The organism is Bacteroides sp. MSK.20.82 (assembly GCF_019052485.1).
Lineage (GTDB): Bacteria > Bacteroidota > Bacteroidia > Bacteroidales > Bacteroidaceae > Bacteroides > Bacteroides thetaiotaomicron.
Map to the genome: position 1 here is coordinate 91,056 of NZ_JAHQUN010000013.1, position 18,250 is coordinate 109,305.

General features: G+C 47.1%; 13 protein-coding genes. 5 read left to right on the plus strand and 8 right to left on the minus strand.

Annotated features, from left to right (window positions below):
* Positions 1-45: 45 nt before the first annotated feature.
* Complete coding sequence (locus KTR07_RS13870) at positions 46-945, minus strand: diaminopimelate dehydrogenase (RefSeq protein ID WP_008761129.1); 900 nt, start codon at positions 943-945, stop codon at positions 46-48.
* A gap of 178 nt (positions 946-1,123) precedes the next feature.
* On the opposite strand from KTR07_RS13870, the gene ruvA reads away from it, so the two are divergent.
* The 3 genes from ruvA to KTR07_RS13885 all read left to right on the plus strand — a co-directional run bounded on the left by ruvA (position 1,124) and on the right by KTR07_RS13885 (position 2,932).
* Entirely contained in the window at positions 1,124-1,729 is a 606-nt protein-coding gene (gene ruvA / locus KTR07_RS13875; RefSeq protein WP_008766351.1) for a Holliday junction branch migration protein RuvA, read from the plus strand.
* 61 nt (positions 1,730-1,790) lie between these two features.
* The gene (locus KTR07_RS13880; protein WP_008761131.1) at positions 1,791-2,780 is read left to right on the plus strand and encodes a DUF3843 family protein; all 990 of its coding nucleotides are present in this window, start codon (positions 1,791-1,793) and stop codon (positions 2,778-2,780) included.
* Positions 2,781-2,794: 14 nt separating this feature from the next.
* Complete coding sequence (locus KTR07_RS13885) at positions 2,795-2,932, plus strand: hypothetical protein (protein WP_008766350.1); 138 nt, start codon at positions 2,795-2,797, stop codon at positions 2,930-2,932.
* Positions 2,933-3,301: 369 nt separating this feature from the next.
* Here the strand turns inward: KTR07_RS13885 and KTR07_RS13890 are convergent, their stop codons facing one another.
* A complete protein-coding gene (locus tag KTR07_RS13890) occupies positions 3,302-4,141 on the minus strand; it encodes a hypothetical protein (protein ID WP_008761132.1) in 840 nt (279 codons plus the stop codon).
* A gap of 300 nt (positions 4,142-4,441) precedes the next feature.
* Here KTR07_RS13890 and KTR07_RS13895 point away from each other — a divergent pair, with 300 nt between their 5' ends.
* Positions 4,442-5,875: a CCA tRNA nucleotidyltransferase gene (locus KTR07_RS13895; RefSeq protein WP_162303110.1), complete on the plus strand. Its 1,434-nt coding sequence runs from the start codon at positions 4,442-4,444 to the stop codon at positions 5,873-5,875.
* 223 nt (positions 5,876-6,098) lie between these two features.
* On the opposite strand, the gene KTR07_RS13900 is transcribed toward KTR07_RS13895, so the two are convergent.
* Positions 6,099-7,262 (minus strand): Xaa-Pro peptidase family protein, encoded by a 1,164-nt coding sequence (locus tag KTR07_RS13900; protein ID WP_008766347.1) that lies wholly within the window; start codon positions 7,260-7,262, stop codon positions 6,099-6,101.
* Between the two features lie 152 nt (positions 7,263-7,414).
* Positions 7,415-8,752 carry an NADP-specific glutamate dehydrogenase gene (gene gdhA, locus KTR07_RS13905; protein WP_113748882.1) on the minus strand — a complete coding sequence of 446 codons (1,338 nt, stop codon included), beginning with the start codon at positions 8,750-8,752 and terminating at the stop codon, positions 7,415-7,417.
* Between the two features lie 330 nt (positions 8,753-9,082).
* On the opposite strand from gdhA, the gene KTR07_RS13910 reads away from it, so the two are divergent.
* Positions 9,083-12,055, plus strand: coding sequence for a PEP/pyruvate-binding domain-containing protein (locus tag KTR07_RS13910; RefSeq protein ID WP_113748210.1), 2,973 nt, complete (start codon positions 9,083-9,085; stop codon positions 12,053-12,055).
* Between the two features lie 274 nt (positions 12,056-12,329).
* On the opposite strand, the gene KTR07_RS13915 is transcribed toward KTR07_RS13910, so the two are convergent.
* The 4 genes from KTR07_RS13915 to KTR07_RS13930 form a co-directional block, all read right to left on the minus strand.
* A complete protein-coding gene (locus KTR07_RS13915; protein ID WP_117981407.1) occupies positions 12,330-13,796 on the minus strand; it encodes a catalase in 1,467 nt (488 codons plus the stop codon).
* Positions 13,797-14,200: 404 nt separating this feature from the next.
* The gene (locus tag KTR07_RS13920; protein WP_008766295.1) at positions 14,201-15,535 is read right to left on the minus strand and encodes an NADP-specific glutamate dehydrogenase; all 1,335 of its coding nucleotides are present in this window, start codon (positions 15,533-15,535) and stop codon (positions 14,201-14,203) included.
* Between the two features lie 164 nt (positions 15,536-15,699).
* Positions 15,700-15,876, minus strand: coding sequence for a hypothetical protein (locus tag KTR07_RS13925; protein WP_008766294.1), 177 nt, complete (start codon positions 15,874-15,876; stop codon positions 15,700-15,702).
* Positions 15,873-18,164 (minus strand): NADP-dependent malic enzyme, encoded by a 2,292-nt coding sequence (locus KTR07_RS13930; protein WP_008766293.1) that lies wholly within the window; start codon positions 18,162-18,164, stop codon positions 15,873-15,875. The genes KTR07_RS13925 and KTR07_RS13930 overlap by 4 nt, the downstream gene beginning before the upstream one ends.
* Positions 18,165-18,250 lie beyond the last annotated feature (86 nt).

Here is an 18,250-nt window from a genome sequence, read left to right on the forward strand (position 1 = left end):
TGTGTCTCCTTTCTCTATTTTTATTTCAGTTATGCGGATAAAAGATTATACCAGGTGTCCGATCCACTCTTCGCGGTCGCCCGGAAGGAGGTCGATGACGGGGACTTCTACCATGGTGTAGCACCCCGGTTGCTGCTTCATGGAAGCGCGTGCCACGCACACAAGTACCTGTGCGGTCAGTGCCGGATTGTTGATGCGCATATTGAACTCGAACAGCTGATTCTGCGTTTTACCGGAAACTCCCTTGCGAGTCAGATTTACACCGTGTCCCATATCGAGCAGTGCGTCTACGCTGGGCACAAGTTTTACATGTGTCTCGTCGTTCACGAAGTAAGGGTCTGCCTTGATGGCTGCGGCTACTTCTTCAAACTTGTATCCGTCTTTCAGTTCGATATATACCATGCGGCGGTGGATTCCCGTTCCGGTAGGGATCGTCATGGAGAGGGCGGCTTTCACTCCGTCGATCGCTTTTACGGCTACGGTGTGTCCCATACTCATGCCGGGACCGAAGTTGGTGTAAGTGATGCCTTTCGGAGCGATTGCTTCGAGCATGGTGCGTACGATCGAGTCGCTTCCCGGATCCCATCCTGCGGAGATGATGGATACGGCTTTGTGCTCTTTGGCGGTGGCATCCAGCGTGCGGCGCAGGTCAACGATGCCTGTGTGGATGTCGAAGCTGTCCACCGTGTTGATTCCCATTGCCAAATATTCTTTCGCGTATTTCTCAACGCTGCGGGTCGGTGTGCAGAGGATGGCCACTTCCACTCCTTCCAGCTCTTTGATATCTTTGACTACTGCATAGTTTGCCAACTCTTCCGGCTTGTTCTCTGCTCCTGCACGACGAACTACTCCGGCTATTTCGAAATCAGGCGCTGCCTGTAGCGCTTCAAGTACATAGTGTCCGATATTGCCGTAACCGACAATAGCTGCTCTTACTTTTTTCATTCTTTTATTGGTTTTATATGAACATTTTTCTTTAATTCTGCCACAAAAGTAAACAAATTACTAGGAAGTTTTGTTTACTGCCTGCATTATTTTTAATTTTTTCACCTCTGACTGCGAGGCGGAAATGTTGCGAAAGTCTTTTCATCTGTGGTGAATTTGTCTTATCTTTGCTCACACTATGATAGAATATGTAAGAGGCGAACTTGCCGAACTTAGTCCGGCAACCGCAGTAATCGACTGTAACGGGGTAGGCTATGCCGCCAATATATCCCTGAATACTTATTCGGCTATTCAGGGGAAGAAAAACTGTAAGTTATATATCTATGAAGCTATTCGGGAGGACGCGTATGTGCTCTACGGATTTGCCGACAAGCAGGAGCGGGAGATTTTCCTGCTACTCATTTCCGTGTCGGGCATCGGAGGCAATACGGCGCGTATGATTCTCTCCGCCCTTTCGCCTGCCGAACTGGTGAATGTGATCAGCACCGAAAATGCGAACTTGCTGAAAACGGTGAAGGGGATCGGACTGAAAACAGCGCAGCGTGTCATTGTCGACCTGAAAGACAAGATAAAGACGATGGGAGCCACCGTGGCAGGAGGAAGCGCTTCTGCCGGAATGCTGCTGCAATCTGCCAGCGTAGAAGTGCAGGAGGAAGCGGTAGCCGCTCTGACCATGCTTGGCTTTGCCGCCGCGCCTTCGCAGAAAGTGGTACTGGCTATCTTGAAGGAAGAACCGGATGCTCCCGTGGAGAAAGTAATAAAACTGGCTTTGAAAAGACTGTAGAATAGGTAATAGGTAATAGGTAATAGGGCGTGGAGAAACTAAAACAAGCAACAGAATAATAATGAAACAAGGGAAAATTTATATGAAAGCATGGCTGGATCTTCATGGCCGTGCAAAGGTGTTGGCGACGGATCACTGGTATCTTGAATTTGCCAATCTTTTATTGCCTGTCGTCAGCGAATCTTATTTATATAAGTCGGAGACACAGGAAAGCCAGAATCAGGTGACTCTGATGCTGACTCTTTATCTGGAAGACTGTGTGACGGACGGAGGCAACTGGCGCCAGTTCATCCGTTGGCATAAAAGGAATTACGGACGTTACCTGCCGTTTTATGAATTGTCGGAAGGTTATCTCACCGACGAGATCAATAAAGAGGATATCGCTTTCTTGCTGTGGGGAATTAATTCGCCGGTAGGCGATGACTTTGACGGTGTGGAGAATCCCTTGGATGCGGACTTGCTGGAGTTTGCCGATGTGATCTATGCGCAGTTGGAGGATGTTTTCGAGAAAGCGCCTATCAGCGACGGACTTGCCGGAGACTGGCTGATGGAATCGGAGCTGATGGAGAAGCAGCGGACTGCTTTGCCTGTTGCCTCGCCGGGCGATCAGTTGCCCGTGAATGTGGAACGCTTTCTGAAAGCGAGTGGTGGCGAGCCGTTGATGTTCTTCGATTCGTATGAGGCTTTGAAACTGTTCTTTGTGCAGGCCCTGCAATGGGAGGACGAGGAAGATGCTCTGTTGCCCGACTTGAAGGAGTTTTCGGATTTCGTGATGTACGCTAATCCGAAAGGTTTGCTGATAGGTCCGGACGTAGCCCGCTACTTTGCCGACAAACGGAATCCGCTGTATAATGCGGAAATGGCTGAGGAAGAAGCGTACGAACTTTTCTGCGAGGAAGGGCTGTGCCCGTTCGATCTGCTGAAGTACGGCATGGAACATGACCTGCTGCCGGAAGCGCAATTCCCTTTCGAGAACGGGAAAGAGCTGCTGCACGAAAACTGGGACTTTATTGCCCGCTGGTTTTTGGGCGAGTATTACGAAGGAGAATGATACTTTGTTAAGTTATGCCAATCAAAAAAAGTAACAATCCGTTCGCCGGAAAGGCGAAGCCTGCTGCCGGAAAAAAGAAAGGGACGGGGAAACGGATAGGTAAGTCAAAGGTGGAGAAGGCTAATAATCAGTTGAATAGGAGAGTGAAATAAGCCTTTGGAGACTGCGCCCTTTCTACCTGTCAGGCTACGCCGTTTTATGTAGGCAGGCTACGCCGTTTTAGGATGCTGGTTTACGCCGTTTCTCCAAGGTAAAAGGGTGCGAGCAAGAAAACAATGCTGCGTCTCTTTAAAGTTGGAATGAAATATCATTACTATTTGTGCCTAATGATAAGTCGGAGAACAGTCTCTTGAATTGAAATAAAAATCGGTAAGCGATGAAAAAATAAATGTGCTATCTCTGATAAACACAAATTTTCATCGCTTACCGTTTTTTACTTATCCTTTTCGGACTGCTTGATTTATTCTTCTCCGATAGCGCTTTTATCACTTTTCCGGAAAGCCGTTACTCCGAAAGAACCTTTATTCTTCGGCAGCTTCTTCCATCGCTTTCCGTTCTTTTTTCTTATTGATAAATCCGATTTTCAGATTGGCGTCTTCCTGTTCTTTCTTGATTTGCTGCATGGCGGAAAGGATTTTCGACAGTTCGTAAACGCCTGCTACTGCCTGTCGGTCGGTCGGACTCATCGTCGTTGTGTATCTACGGTCGCCGATAAATTCCACACGGATATTCTTGTCCTTGTTGAGGTTCAGAAATTCGATCACGTTACCGTCTTCTCCCAATTTGTAATCGGCTTTTTCTATTTTCTCGTTCATATCCGATGTTTCGTAGCTGTCCTTCGAAGTCGGAGTTTCGGCAAAACTGCCGTCGGGAGTCATCACTTTGACGCCTACATGATGGATATTGCCGGCTCCGCAATAAATGGAAGTCATGCTCATAATTCCCTGCTCGCTCACTTGGAAGCGAAGGAAGGAACGATGGAGATTCTTCTCGATGGCTTGTGTAGGCCATATGTAGTTACCCACTTGCTGATATTCGGCATCTTTCTCCAGGGTGTACTTGCCTTTGATGGCGTCAAACGCTGCTTGCTTTGCCTGGAGAGCACTGTCCAGAAAGGCCAGAATCTCTTGTTGAGCCTTGAGTTCCACATCCAGCATCAATTCCTGACCGGCTTTGCGGGCCTCGAATGCTTTGGGATACAAAATCTTGATACTGTCGATTTGTGTCTTTGCTTCTTCGTAGTCGCCACGTTCGTAGGCAGCACGGGCAATCGTCAGTTTTTCATTGGCTTTTTTCTCGATGCCGTTTCCGCAGGCTGTCAGTGCCAGCGTGCCGCAAAAGAAGATAATCAGTTTTTTCATCATACCATTTACATTTTACTATTAGACGATTTGCGATGGAGATGGGACGTGCAGTGTTCACGACTTACCGCCAACTGTTCGTTACTTGCGGTTTGCCGTTCGTGTTACTTGCCGTTTACCGTTCCTCGCCCGTTCATCGTTTACTTTATAGCGACAAAAATACAAATATATCCCTTATTTTTGTAATTTTGCCCCCTCAAAACTTGTATTGGCAATAAGTGTTTGATGATTATGGACCGCCCGACCGGTGTTTTCATCAACTATTTAACTGTCTGTTGCCAGTCGTTAAGCATTAAAAAGATGATAGAGTTGACTCAAGAGGAACTGAAACAGTATTTTAGCGAACCGATCTTCGGACACATTGCCGAAACCGCTGACGCACTCGGACTGGAGTGTTACGTGGTAGGCGGTTACGTTCGTGATATTTTTCTGCAACGTCCCTCCAAAGATATAGATGTAGTAGTAGTAGGCAGCGGGATCGCAATGGCGGAAGCACTTGGAAAACGCTTGGGGCGTGGTGCGTACGTCTCTGTTTTCAAGAATTTCGGTACGGCACAAGTGAAATATAAAGGTACGGAAGTCGAATTTGTAGGTGCCCGCAAAGAATCCTATCAACGGGATTCACGGAAGCCCATCGTGGAAGACGGAACACTGGAGGACGATCAGAACCGCCGTGACTTTACTATTAACGCGATGGCTGTCTGCCTGAACAAAGCACGCTTTGGCGAACTGGTTGACCCGTTTGGCGGCATGGCGGACATGAAGGAAAAGACCATCCGCACACCCCTCGATCCGGATATCACGTTCAGTGACGACCCGCTGCGCATGATGCGTTGCATTCGCTTTGCCACGCAACTGAATTTTTATATCGATGACGATACGTTCGAATCGCTCTGCCGTAACAAAGACCGGATTGAAATCATATCCCGTGAACGGATTGCGGATGAGCTGAACAAGATCATTCTTTCGCCTATCCCTTCAAAAGGCTTTGTAGAACTGGAACGAAGCGGACTGCTTCCGTTAATTTTTCCGGAACTGGCTGCCTTGCAGGGAGTAGAAACACGAAACGGACGGTCGCACAAGGATAACTTTTACCATACGCTGGAAGTGCTGGACAATATCAGCAAAAAGACGGATAATCTTTGGTTGCGTTGGGCAGCTTTGCTGCACGATATCGCCAAGCCTGCAACGAAACGTTGGGAGCCTAAAGCGGGCTGGACGTTCCATAATCATAATTTTATCGGTGAGAAGATGATTCCGAATATTTTCCGGAAGATGAAGTTGCCGATGAATGAAAAGATGAAGTATGTGCAGAAAATGGTCAGCTTGCACATGCGTCCCATTGTGATAGCGGATGATGTAGTGACGGATTCTGCCGTACGCCGTCTGCTTTTTGAGGCGGGGGATGATATCGACGACTTGATGACACTTTGCGAAGCGGATATCACTTCGAAAAACATGGAGCGCAAGCAGCGTTTTCTGAATAACTTCCAGCTGGTTCGCCAAAAGTTGAAAGACCTTGAAGAAAAGGACCGTGTCCGTAATTTCCAGCCTCCGGTGAGTGGAGAAGAGATCATGGAAACTTTCGGCTTACAGCCCTGTCGTGAAGTCGGTGCTTTGAAAAGTGCGATAAAGGATGCTATTCTGGATGGAGTTATCCCCAATGAGTATGAGGCAGCCCATGCTTTTATGCTGGAACGGGCGGCGAAGATGGGACTGAAGCCTGTAAAATAGCTTTTCTTGTTCAAATTGGGGTGACTAACAAGTCGATTCTATCTCAAATCTCCTCCTTCGGGAAGGAGGAGTGGTCGCAGACCGAGGTGGTAGGAGAAATAATGTTTGTTCCTATTACTTTGTAAATGATAGGGTTATGTATTCACCTACCACCTCCCCCTACGGGTACTCCTCCTTCCCGAAGGAGGAGATTTAAGATACTATTGACTTTTTAGTCAGTCCCTTATGACAATTCTATAATTTCTTCGTTGCAGTTAGTCAGTTTCTCAACTCCTTCGTTTGTCACTACCCAAGAGTTTTCGATACCTACGGGGCCTACACCGGGAAGAACGATTTTCGGTTCGAGAGCAAAGACCATGCCCGGTTCCAGCTCCTGCTTGATGCGCGGAGCAAGTACAGGCGCTTCGTTGATTTCAAGTCCGATGCCGTGACCAATGAACTTGGCTTGTTGTCCCGTTCCCATAAACTTATCGGCAAAACCTGCTTGGGTAACCATTTCGATTGCAGTGTTATACAGCATTTCGCAGGGAATGCCGGGTCTGGCTATCGAAGCGATCTTTTCCTGGATATCCAGACAAACTTGGTGAGCGGTATATGCTTCTTCCGACAATTTGCCGATAGAGAACACACGGCTCATATCGCCCATATATCCGTTGAAGTTGCCTCCCAGATCGACCATAACACTTTGTCCTTCTTTCAGCGGAGTCTTGTCAGCGCCTCCGGGCAGGGCAGGATCGAGTCCGCGACCCCCTAAAGCAAAATCGTAGGGAGAAGGATAACCGGCATTATCTCCGGTCAGCACACTTCCCATGAAGATTTCCATGCTGCGTCCAAACACGCGGAAGATGCCGAGGCAACCTTGAAGGCGCATCAGACGTTCGATTTCTATCGAGAACTCGATATCTGTCATTCCGGGGTAATATGCGAACGGAATCTGTTCGTATGCCTTGGCATGTGCCATGCCCGAACGACGGAACATTTCGATTTCGATAGCTGTCTTCACGCTGCGTGCCTGACGGATCAGCGGTGTCCCGTTTACGACTTCAGCGTCCGGGAACAAACCTGCCAGACGAACATATTCGGTGTAAGGAAGTTCGTCGCCTTCCAGCATCAGTTTAGTGGGCAAAGGCAGACCTTTTTCTTTCAGAATATCGACGATCTGTTCCGGCTTGCGGATGGGGAACGAGTGTTCGCCTGTGATATTGTTGGGCCGCTTGAAAAACAGCAGTGCCGGTGAATGAAGAGGGAGATAAAGATAGCCGCTGACTACACAGCCATAGGTGTAGATTAAATTTGCATTACAAGTAATGAGGGCGGCATCAATGCCCTGTGACACCATCAGACTGCGAATCTTGTCGCGGCGGAGTTTTAATTCGGGTTGTAGCATTTTTTATTGTTATTACTGTATAATGCTACAAAGATAATTAATTCCATTGAAGAAAATAATGTTAATCTCAAAAAAATAGCGCTACCCGCGTCCTGTCACAGGAGGCGAGCAGCGCAAACCACAAATACAAATACAACTAAACAAAGTCTCTTTTAAATAACGCCTTGTCCCATCATAGCGTGAGCTACTTTCATGAATCCGGCAATGTTAGCTCCCTTCACATAATTGATATATCCGTCGGGTTCTGTGCCGTATTTCACGCATTGTGCATGGATACCGTGCATGATGGCGTGGAGTTTTTCGTCCACTTCAGCAGCGCTCCAGCTCAGGTGCATGGCGTTCTGAGACATTTCCAGTCCGGAAGTGGCAACACCACCGGCGTTGACTGCCTTACCCGGAGCATACATTATTTTCTTTTCGATAAATAAGTCGATTGCTTCCGGCGTACATCCCATGTTGGAAATTTCTCCAATGCAAAGAACGTTATTTTTTATGAGATTTTGTGCATCTTCTCCATTTAATTCGTTCTGAGTAGCGCAAGGAAGTGCAATATCTGCTTTTACTTCCCACGGACGCTTGCCCTCTACGAAGGTTGCACCCGGATATTTCTCGGCGTAAGGAGCAACGATGTCATTGCCCGAAGCCCGAAGTTCGAGCATATAATCTATCTTTTCTCCGCTGATGCCGTCCGGATCGTAGATATATCCGTCCGGTCCGGAGATCGTAATTACTTTGGCACCCAATTCGGTCGCCTTGGTGGCAGCGCCCCAAGCTACGTTACCGAAGCCGGAGATAGCGACTGTCTTGCCTTTGATATCTATATTTTTTGCCTGCAACATCTGATGAACGAAGTACAAACCGCCGAATCCGGTAGCTTCCGGACGAATCAGCGAACCGCCGAACTCCAGTCCTTTTCCGGTAAAGGTTCCCGTAAATTCGCGGGTCAGCTTCTTGTACATACCGAACATATAACCTACTTCGCGTCCGCCTACACCGATATCACCGGCTGGTACATCCATGTCCGGTCCCAGATGGCGCCACAATTCAAGCATAAACGCCTGACAGAAACGCATGATTTCAGCATCGCTCTTGCCACGGGGTGAGAAGTCCGAACCGCCTTTGCCGCCACCCATCGGAAGGGTAGTCAGCGCATTCTTGAATGTCTGCTCGAAGCCGAGGAATTTCAAAATGGAGAGGTTGACGGAAGCATGGAAACGGATACCGCCTTTGTACGGGCCGATTGCATTGTTGAACTGTACACGATAACCGAGATTGGTCTGAACTTCCCCTTTATCGTCTACCCAAGTGACACGGAAAGTGAAGATACGATCAGGTTCTACCAGTCTTTCTATGATCTTGGCCTTTTCAAATTCGGGATGCTGATTGTATATATCTTCGATCGAAAGAAGAACTTCTTTTACTGCTTGAAGATACTCTAATTCACCGGGGTGCTTTGCCTCCAAAGAGGACATGATTTTCTGGATGTTCATGATATCATATTTTAAAAGGTTGTTCTGATAAAATGTAAACTGCTCACACTGCAAATATAGGAAAATTTTTCAAATGCGATTGATTTTATGGTGATATTTTGATTAAATAATGATAAAATGATAGTGGTAAGTATTAGGTATTAAGTATTAGGTATTAGGCTGCGCTGTGAACCGTCAGGTTAATACTTAATACCTAATACTTAATACTTATTACAACTTTATAAAGAAGATGATAGCAAATGAGATTTAAAAAATTAACTTTGCAGAGTAAACGTCAAGTAGACTGTACTATGAATCATTTCATTATGGAATAAAAAATAGAAAGAGACTATGCTCAGCAAGTATAAATTAAACCAGCTTTACTTCAAAGATACGCAATTCGCCAATTTGATGACACGGCGGATTTTCAATGTTCTGTTGATTGCCAACCCGTATGACGCCTTCATGCTGGAAGATGACGGACGCATTGACGAAAAGATATTTAATGAATATACATCCTTGTCACTTCGTTATCCGCCTCGTTTCTCACAGGTTTCTACGGAAGAGGAGGCATTGACGCAGTTGGAGAATATGTCATTCGATCTGGTGATCTGTATGCCGAGTACGGGAGACAATGACAGTTTTGATATCGGGCGGCATATTAAAGAGAAATACGAACATATTCCGATCGTTATCCTGACTCCTTTCAGTCACGGTATTACGAAGCGGATTATCAACGAAGACCTGAGCGCATTTGAATACGTATTCTGCTGGCTGGGCAATACCGACCTGTTGGTTTCTATTATCAAATTGATGGAAGATAAGATGAACCTCGAACACGATGTGCAGGAAGTAGGCGTGCAGATGATACTTTTGGTGGAAGACGGCATCCGGTTCTATTCTTCCATTCTTCCCAACCTGTATAAATTCGTGTTGAAGCAGAGCCAGGAATTTTCTACCGAAGCTCTGAATGCGCACCAGCGCACGCTTCGTATGCGTGGGCGTCCTAAAATCGTTTTGGCGCGTACGTATCAGGAAGCGATGGAAATCTATCGCAAATACCAGAATAATATATTAGGAGTCATTACCGACGTCCGTTTTCCGAAAGTGGAACGGGGCGAGAAAGACGGTCTGGCAGGTATCAAGCTTTGTGCCGCCATACGCAAGAACGATCCGTTTGTACCGTTGATTATCCAGTCCTCCGAATCGGAAAACTCTTCGTATGCCGCCAAATACGGTGCCAGCTTTATCGATAAAAATTCTAAAAAGATGGACGTTGACCTGCGGCGCATCGTTTCCGATAACTTCGGGTTCGGTGACTTTGTGTTCCGCAATCCGGAGACAGGAGAGGAGATTGCCCGTGTGCGGAACCTGAAAGAGTTGCAGAATATCCTGTTTGCCGTGCCTGCCGAGTCTTTCTTGTACCATATCAGCCGGAATCACGTTTCGCGCTGGCTCTATTCGCGTGCCATGTTTCCGGTAGCCGAGTTTCTGAAGCCGATCACGTGGACAAGTCTTCAGGACGTAGATGCACACCGCCGGATTATCTTCGAGGCGATCGTGAAGTACCGGAAGATGAAAAATCAGGGAGTGGTTGCCGTCTTCAAACGTGACCGTTTCGACCGTTACTCCAACTTTGCCCGTATCGGCGACGGTTCGCTGGGAGGAAAAGGACGTGGCCTTGCCTTCATTGATAATATGGTGAAGCGTTATCCCGAATTTGAAGAGTTCGAAAATGCGCGGGTGGCAATTCCTAAGACAGTGGTGCTGTGTACCGATGTCTTCGACGAGTTTATGGAGACCAATAATCTCTATCAAATCGCTCTTTCGGATGCCGACGATGATACGATTCTACGATATTTCCTGAAGGCGAAACTGCCCGACCGGTTGGTAGAGGACTTTTTCACCTTCTTCGATGTGGTGAAGTCCCCGATTGCCATCCGTTCTTCTTCCTTGTTGGAAGATTCTCATTATCAGCCGTTTGCCGGAATATACAATACGTATATGATTCCTTATCTGGACGACCGTTACGAAATGCTCCGTATGCTTTCCGATGCGATCAAAGGAGTCTATGCGTCGGTTTACTTCAGAGACAGTAAAGCCTATATGCAGGCTACATCGAACGTGATCGACCAGGAAAAGATGGCAGTCATCTTGCAGGAAGTTGTGGGAAATCAATACGGAGACCGTTACTACCCGTCTATGTCCGGTGTGGCACGTTCGCTCAATTATTATCCCTTGGGAGATGAAAAAGCCGAAGAAGGCACAGTGAACTTGGCTCTTGGATTGGGAAAATATATTGTAGACGGAGGTATGACACTTCGTTTCTCTCCTTATCACCCGAATCAAGTGTTGCAAACCAGTGAAATGGAAATAGCCCTGAAAGAAACACAGACCCGTTTCTATGCATTGGACTTGAAAAACGCAGGGCATGATTTCTCTATCGACGACGGCTTTAACCTGTTGAAACTTCATGTGAAGGAAGCCGAAAGTGACGGTTCGTTACGCTATATCGCTTCTACTTACGATCCGTATGACCAGGTGATCCGTGACGGTTTGTATCCCGGTGGACGCAAGGTGATCACGTTTGCCAATATCCTGCAACATGATGTATTCCCGTTGGCACGCATCCTGCAGCTGGTTTTGAAATATGGTGAACAGGAAATGCGGCGCCCGGTGGAGATTGAGTTTGCCGCGACCTTGAGCCGTGAACAAGATAAGACGGGTACATTCTACCTGTTGCAAATCCGCCCGATTGTGGACAGCAAAGAAATGCTGGACGAAGACTTGACGCTGATACCGGATGAAGACGTGGTGCTCCGTTCTAATAATTCATTGGGGCATGGCGTCATGAACGATATTTATGATATCGTCTACGTCAAGACGGATGGATACAGTGCTTCGAACAATCAGGCCATTGCCTGGGAAATAGAGAAGATGAACCTGCAATTCCTCAATGCAGGAAGAAATTATGTGCTTGTAGGTCCGGGACGTTGGGGCAGCAGTGACACATGGCTGGGCATTCCGGTGAAGTGGCCGCATATCTCCGCTGCCCGTGTGATAGTGGAGGCCGGTCTGACCAATTATCGTGTAGACCCGAGTCAGGGAACTCACTTCTTCCAGAACCTCACTTCGTTCGGCGTAGGCTATTTTACGATCAATGCCTTTATGAATGACGGAGTCTACAATCAGGATTTCCTCAATGCCCAACCTGCGGTGGAAGAAACGAAATTCCTGCGTCATGTCCGCTTTGAAAAGCCGATGGTAGTCAAGATGGATGGTAAGAAGAAGCTCGGCGTTGTTCTGATGCCGGGGATTGACTGATCTCTTTCCGGTTGATAAATAAATGAAACAAAAAAGTTCTGTTTTTCCAATGAAAGCAGAACTTTTTTTAAAATAGTCCCGTTGGTTTTAAAGGAACGGGGTCTTGGTTTAAAACCAACGGCCTGTTTCTTTAAAACCAACGGGGCGTTCCTTTTAAAGGAATAAAAAAGGAATTTTATTCTGCTGATATACAGTTGGTTACTATTCTGCCGAAAAAAAAGCATAAATCCGTCGGGAAATATGCTCTTTCTTTTACAAATGGTTGGTTGTTCTTTTATTCTTTCAATGCTTCTTGCAGATCAATGCCCAATGCTTTGGCGACTCCGGCACCGTATGCGGGGTCTGCTTTGTAGCAGTTGCGGGTGTGACGCTGTTTGATGAATAATTCGGAGTCTCCCATAGCACGTGCCGTGTTTTCAAACAGAAGTTGCTGCTCGTCCGCCGGCATCAGTCGGAACAGATCGCCCGGCTGGCTGTAGTAATCATCATCATATTCGCGTTCATTATAATTGTATATCTCTCCGTTGTCGGATGCTTTGAGAGGCGGTTCTTTCAGGTGAGGAGAGTCTTTCCATTCTCCGTAGCTGTTGGGTTCGTAGCCTTTGGTTGCACCATAGTTGCCGTCTACACGCATGGCTCCGTCACGGTGGTAAGCATGGAACGGGCAACGGGGTTTATTCACCGGAATCTGTTCGGAGTTCACTCCGAGACGATAACGCTGTGCATCGCCGTAAGAGAACAGACGTCCCTGTAACATCTTATCCGGTGAGAATCCGATGCCGTCTACGGTATTGATCGGGTTGAAAGCTGCTTGTTCTACTTCTGCGAAATAGTTTTCCGGATTACGGTTCAGTTCAAGGATTCCGACGTCTTGTAGCGGGAAGTCTTTGTGCGGCCATACTTTGGTCAGGTCGAACGGATTGATGCGGTAATGGTCTGCTTCCTCTTCCGTCATTAACTGAATCTGGAATAACCATTTTGGGTAATCTCCCTTTTCGATGCTTTCAAAAAGGTCGCGTTGATGAGATTCGCGGTCTTTGGCGATGATCGCTTCCGCTTCCTGATCTGTCAGGTTTTTGATTCCCTGCAAGGTGCGCAGGTGGAATTTCACCCAGATACGCTGGTTGTCCGCATTGATAAAACTATAGGTGTGGCTTCCGAATCCGTGCATGTGGCGATAGGAGTAGGGGATGCCGCGAGGGCTCATAGTGATTGTCACCTGATGAAGCGCTTCGGGCAGAAGTGTCCAGAAGTCCCAGTTGCTGTTAGGGCTGCGCATGTTCGTTTTCGGGTCGCGCTTGATGGCATGATTCAAATCCGGAAATTTAAGCGGATCACGTAAGAAAAAGACAGGAGTGTTGTTTCCGACTAAATCCCAGTTGCCCTCTTCGGTGTAGAATTTCATGGCAAAACCGCGGATATCACGTTCGGCATCTGCCGCCCCACGCTCTCCGGCTACGGTAGAGAAACGGACGAAACATTCAGTTTGCTTTCCGACTTCGCTGAAAATAGCTGCACGGGTGTACTTCGTAATGTCATGAGTGACGGTAAATGTACCGAAAGCTCCCGAACCTTTGGCGTGCATACGTCTTTCCGGAATCACTTCACGATCAAAATGAGCAAGCTTTTCAATAAGCCATGGGTCTTGTAACATGACAGGTCCGCGTTGACCTGCGGTTTGCGAATTCTGATTGTCGGCAATGGGACGACCGTTCGCGGCAGTTAGTTTTTTTTCTTCCATAAAATAGATGTTAGTCGGAGGCAAAGTTTAAATAAACCGAAGTCTTTTTTATTCTTCTGTCCGGGTTTATAATATGTAACAAAGATAGACCGATTTTGCTTGCTTGTCAAACTGATAATTTCTATCTAAAGATAGAGAATAACTATGAACAATCTTTAAAACCTCCGATATTTTTTATTTCAAGTACATCTTTCATCCAAGTCATGTACTTCTTTTACCTTTTTCTTCTACATCATTTGCCAGAATGAAGTACTTCCTGTCACTCACTCTTTTACATGTTTGCCTGCACTCTTTTACTTGTTTTTCACCACTGCGGTACAATATAAAAAAAACTCCCGTCCTTCCTTTCGGAAGGCGGGAGCCTTTATCTTAAAAATGACTATAGCTTTCTTATATCTTGCTGATTATACGATACCCTGAGCCATCATAGCTTTGGCAACCTTCATGAATCCGGCTACGTTAGCACCTTTCACATAGTTTACATATCCGTCGGCTTCAGTACCATACTGAACGCAGGCTTCGTGGATATTCTTCATGATGCTCTTCAGCTTTTCGTCTACTTCTTCAGCGCTCCAACTCAACTTGATGGAGTTCTGAGTCATTTCAAGACCTGATACTGATACACCACCCGCATTAGCTGCTTTACCCGGAGCGTACAGAATCTTAGCGTCCTGGAATACTTTGATAGCTTCCGGAGTAGAAGGCATGTTTGCTCCCTCAGATACAGCTATACAGCCGTTTGCTACCAACTGACGGGCGTGGTCGCCGTTCAATTCGTTCTGAGTGGCAGAAGGCAGTGCGATATCGCATTTTTCACCCCAAGGCTTAGCTCCTTCTACATATTTGCAACCATATTTCTCTGCGTATTCGCGGATACGACCACGGTACAGGTTCTTCAGTTCCATGATGTAATCCAGCTTTTCGCGGTCGATACCGTCCGGATCGTAGATGTAACCGTCAGAGTCGGAGCAAGTAACTACTTTACCACCCAGTTCGATTACTTTTTCGATTGTATATTGAGCTACGTTACCCGAACCGGAAACAAGACAAACTTTACCTTTCAGGTCAGTACCTTTGGTTTTCAGCATTTCCATCAGGAAGTAGATGTTACCGTAACCGGTAGCTTCCGGACGAATCAGTGAACCACCGAATTCGCGGCCTTTACCAGTGAATGTGCCGGTAAATTCGTGAGCCAGCTTCTTGTACATACCGAACATGAAACCTACTTCGCGGCCACCTACACCGATATCACCTGCAGGTACGTCAGTTTCGGGACCGATGTGACGCCACAGTTCCAGCATGAATGCCTGTACGAAACGCATTACTTCAGCGTTTGACTTACCACGTGGAGAGAAGTCGGAACCACCCTTACCACCACCCATAGGCAGCGTAGTCAGTGAGTTTTTGAATGTCTGCTCAAAGGCAAGGAATTTCAGGATGGAAAGGTTTACAGATGCGTGGAAACGGATACCGCCTTTGTACGGGCCGATAGCGTTGTTGTGCTGAACACGGTAACCCATGTTTGTCTGAATATTACCTTTGTCGTCCATCCAAGTTACACGGAACTGAAATACTCTATCAGGAATACACAAGCGTTCGATTAAGTTTGCTTTGTCAAACTCCGGGTGTTTGTTGTATTCTTCTTCAATAGTAGAAAGTACTTCTTCTACTGCCTGATGATACTCCGGTTCGTTGGGGAACCGTCTTTTCAGATCGTCTAATACCTTTGCTGCATTCATAATCTTTTTTTCTTTTATTGGTTGATTAAATTTCGATTACCTATTTCTTTTATGCGGTTGCAAAAGTAAAGATAAAAATTGAACTAGCAAACATTTTATAAAGAAAAATGCAATAAAACATCAAATTTGATATTTTATTGCATTAAAACTCAGAAAAAAGATATTTATTTATTCTTTTTCATCGACTTATAGACAGGAATAAAGACTAACGCTGCCGAAATGATAAGCATTACTATCGTCATACCGTCAATACGTTCGGCTTTTGTGAGAACTAAATAGCAAAGCGCCAGCCAAAGCAGGCTGACGCAAACTATTTGTGATTTTGATAACGGTCTTCTCATCGGCTTTCGTTTTTCTTCTTCACTACGATGGCGTCGATCACGGCTACGGCTGTGATGTTCACGATGTCGCGGACAGAACTTTCAAAGTCAGTGAAATGGATAGGCTTGTTCAGTCCCATCTGGATAGGGCCGATGAATTCCGTATCGGGGTCCATTGCCTGCAGCAGTTTGTATCCTGCGTTGGCGGAGCTCAGGTTCGGGAAGATCAGCGTATTCACGTCTTTACCTTTCAGGCGGGTGAACGGATACTTGGCGTCACGCAGTTCGCGGTTCATGGCAAAGTTCACCTGCATTTCACCATCGATGGCGAGTTCCGGATATTCCTTCTGCATATAGTTCACTGCTCCGTGCACTTTGACAGGGCTGCCGGAGGTATCGGCACCGAAGTTGGAGTACGACAGCATCGAGATGACCGGTGTATGGTTGAAGAAACGGACTGTCTTGTCAGCCAGTTTGGCGATGTCAATCAGAGTTTCCGTATCCGGATGACGGTTGATCAGCGTATCTGCCAGGAAGTAAGTACCCTTCTTCGAATTAAGAATGTGCATTGTTCCGAAATGGTTGAATCCGGGCTGGATGCCGATCACTTCTTTGGCAACTTTGATGGTGTTGCTGTATCTGGTATAGAGTCCGGTGATAAATGCGTCTGCATCTCCGGTTTCTACCATCATCATACCGAAGTAGTTGCGTTCGAACATCTTGTCGTTGGCTTCTTCGTATGTAAAGCCTTCGCGGGCACGTTTTTCGGCAAGGATGCGTGAGTAGCGTTCGCGGCGTTCCGACTCGTCCGGATGGCGGAGATTGACGATTTCGATGCCTTCCAGGCTCAGGTCGAGTTCTTCGGCCAGTTTGCCGATTGCTTCGTCGTTTCCTAATAAGATAGGATGGCAGATGCCTTCGGCTTTTGCTTCGACGGCGGCTTTCAGCATGTTGGGATGGATGCCTTCGGCAAATACGACACGTTGCGGGTTGCGGCGGGCGGTGTCATAAAGCTGGCGGGTCAGTTTGGATTCGTATCCCATCAGTTCGCGCAGATGCACGCAGTAAGCGTCCCAGTCTTTGATTTCCGTGCGTGCCACTCCGCTTTCCATGGCTGCTTTGGCTACGGCACAGGAAACTTCGGTGATGAGGCGCGGGTCTACCGGTTTCGGGATGAAGTATTCCGGACCGAAAGAGAGGTTGTTGACGTGGTATGCTGTGTTCACTACATCAGGTACAGGCTGTTTTGCCAGATTGGCGATAGCGTGTACTGCTGCGATTTTCATTTCTTCGTTGATCGCTTTGGCCTGTGTATCGAGTGCGCCGCGGAAGATGTACGGGAAGCCGATTACGTTGTTGATCTGGTTCGGATAGTCGGAACGTCCGGTTGCCATCAGTACGTCGGGGCGGGCGCTCATTGCATCTTCGTAAGAGATTTCCGGTGTCGGGTTTGCCAGTGCGAATACGATCGGCATGGGAGCCATGCTGCGCACCATGTCCTGACTCAGTACGTTACCTTTGGACAAGCCGAGGAATACATCGGCGCCTTTGATCGCTTCTTCCAGTGTGTGGATATCCGTGCGGTCGGTGGCAAAATATCTCTTCTGTTCGTTGAGGTCGGTACGTGTCTTGCTGATAACGCCTTTGCTGTCCAGCATGACGATATTTTCGAGGCGTGCCCCCAGTGATACATATAATTTGGTACAGGATACGGCAGATGCTCCGGCACCGTTTACGACGATTTTCACATCCTCTATTTTCTTTCCGGCCACTTGCAGGGCATTTACCAGTCCGGCGCTGGAGATGATAGCGGTTCCGTGCTGGTCGTCGTGCATCACAGGGATGTCAAGTTCTTCTTTCAGACGGCGTTCGATTTCGAAACATTCGGGAGCTTTGATGTCTTCCAGATTGATACCGCCGAAAGTAGGAGCGATTGCTTTTACGGCAGCGATGAATTTCTCCGGGTCTTTTTCGTCCACTTCGATATCGAACACGTCGATTCCTGCGTAGATTTTGAAAAGCAGACCTTTGCCTTCCATCACCGGTTTGCCGCTCAGTGCGCCTATGTCACCCAGTCCGAGTACGGCTGTACCGTTAGAAATAACAGCTACCAGGTTGCCTTTGGCTGTGTATTTGTAAGCGTCCTGCGGATTCTTCTCTATTTCGAGGCAAGGCTCTGCCACGCCGGGAGAGTATGCAAGTGATAAATCAGTTTGTGTACTGTAAGGTTTGGTAGGAACTACCTCGATCTTACCGGGTTTGCCCTGTGAATGGTAGAGCAAAGCGGCTTCTTTGGTTATTTTAGCCATGGTATTGGTATTTTTATTAATAAGTTATCATTTGGCTGCAAATGTAGGAATAAAAGTTATACATTGTTGTCTTTAGATGATAATTT

Excerpts from the sequence above, each read along its gene's own strand:
- KTR07_RS13870 (WP_008761129.1), bottom strand. The coding sequence starts at position 945 with ATGAAAAAAGTAAGAGCAGCTATTGTCGGTTACGGCAATATCGGACAC.
- ruvA (WP_008766351.1), top strand. The coding sequence starts at position 1,124 with ATGATAGAATATGTAAGAGGCGAACTTGCCGAACTTAGTCCGGCAACC.
- KTR07_RS13880 (WP_008761131.1), top strand. The coding sequence starts at position 1,791 with ATGAAACAAGGGAAAATTTATATGAAAGCATGGCTGGATCTTCATGGC.
- KTR07_RS13885 (WP_008766350.1), top strand. The coding sequence starts at position 2,795 with ATGCCAATCAAAAAAAGTAACAATCCGTTCGCCGGAAAGGCGAAGCCT.
- KTR07_RS13890 (WP_008761132.1), bottom strand. The coding sequence starts at position 4,141 with ATGAAAAAACTGATTATCTTCTTTTGCGGCACGCTGGCACTGACAGCC.
- KTR07_RS13895 (WP_162303110.1), top strand. The coding sequence starts at position 4,442 with ATGATAGAGTTGACTCAAGAGGAACTGAAACAGTATTTTAGCGAACCG.
- KTR07_RS13900 (WP_008766347.1), bottom strand. The coding sequence starts at position 7,262 with ATGCTACAACCCGAATTAAAACTCCGCCGCGACAAGATTCGCAGTCTG.
- gdhA (WP_113748882.1), bottom strand. The coding sequence starts at position 8,752 with ATGAACATCCAGAAAATCATGTCCTCTTTGGAGGCAAAGCACCCCGGT.
- KTR07_RS13910 (WP_113748210.1), top strand. The coding sequence starts at position 9,083 with ATGCTCAGCAAGTATAAATTAAACCAGCTTTACTTCAAAGATACGCAA.
- KTR07_RS13915 (WP_117981407.1), bottom strand. The coding sequence starts at position 13,796 with ATGGAAGAAAAAAAACTAACTGCCGCGAACGGTCGTCCCATTGCCGAC.
- KTR07_RS13920 (WP_008766295.1), bottom strand. The coding sequence starts at position 15,535 with ATGAATGCAGCAAAGGTATTAGACGATCTGAAAAGACGGTTCCCCAAC.
- KTR07_RS13925 (WP_008766294.1), bottom strand. The coding sequence starts at position 15,876 with ATGAGAAGACCGTTATCAAAATCACAAATAGTTTGCGTCAGCCTGCTT.
- KTR07_RS13930 (WP_008766293.1), bottom strand. The coding sequence starts at position 18,164 with ATGGCTAAAATAACCAAAGAAGCCGCTTTGCTCTACCATTCACAGGGC.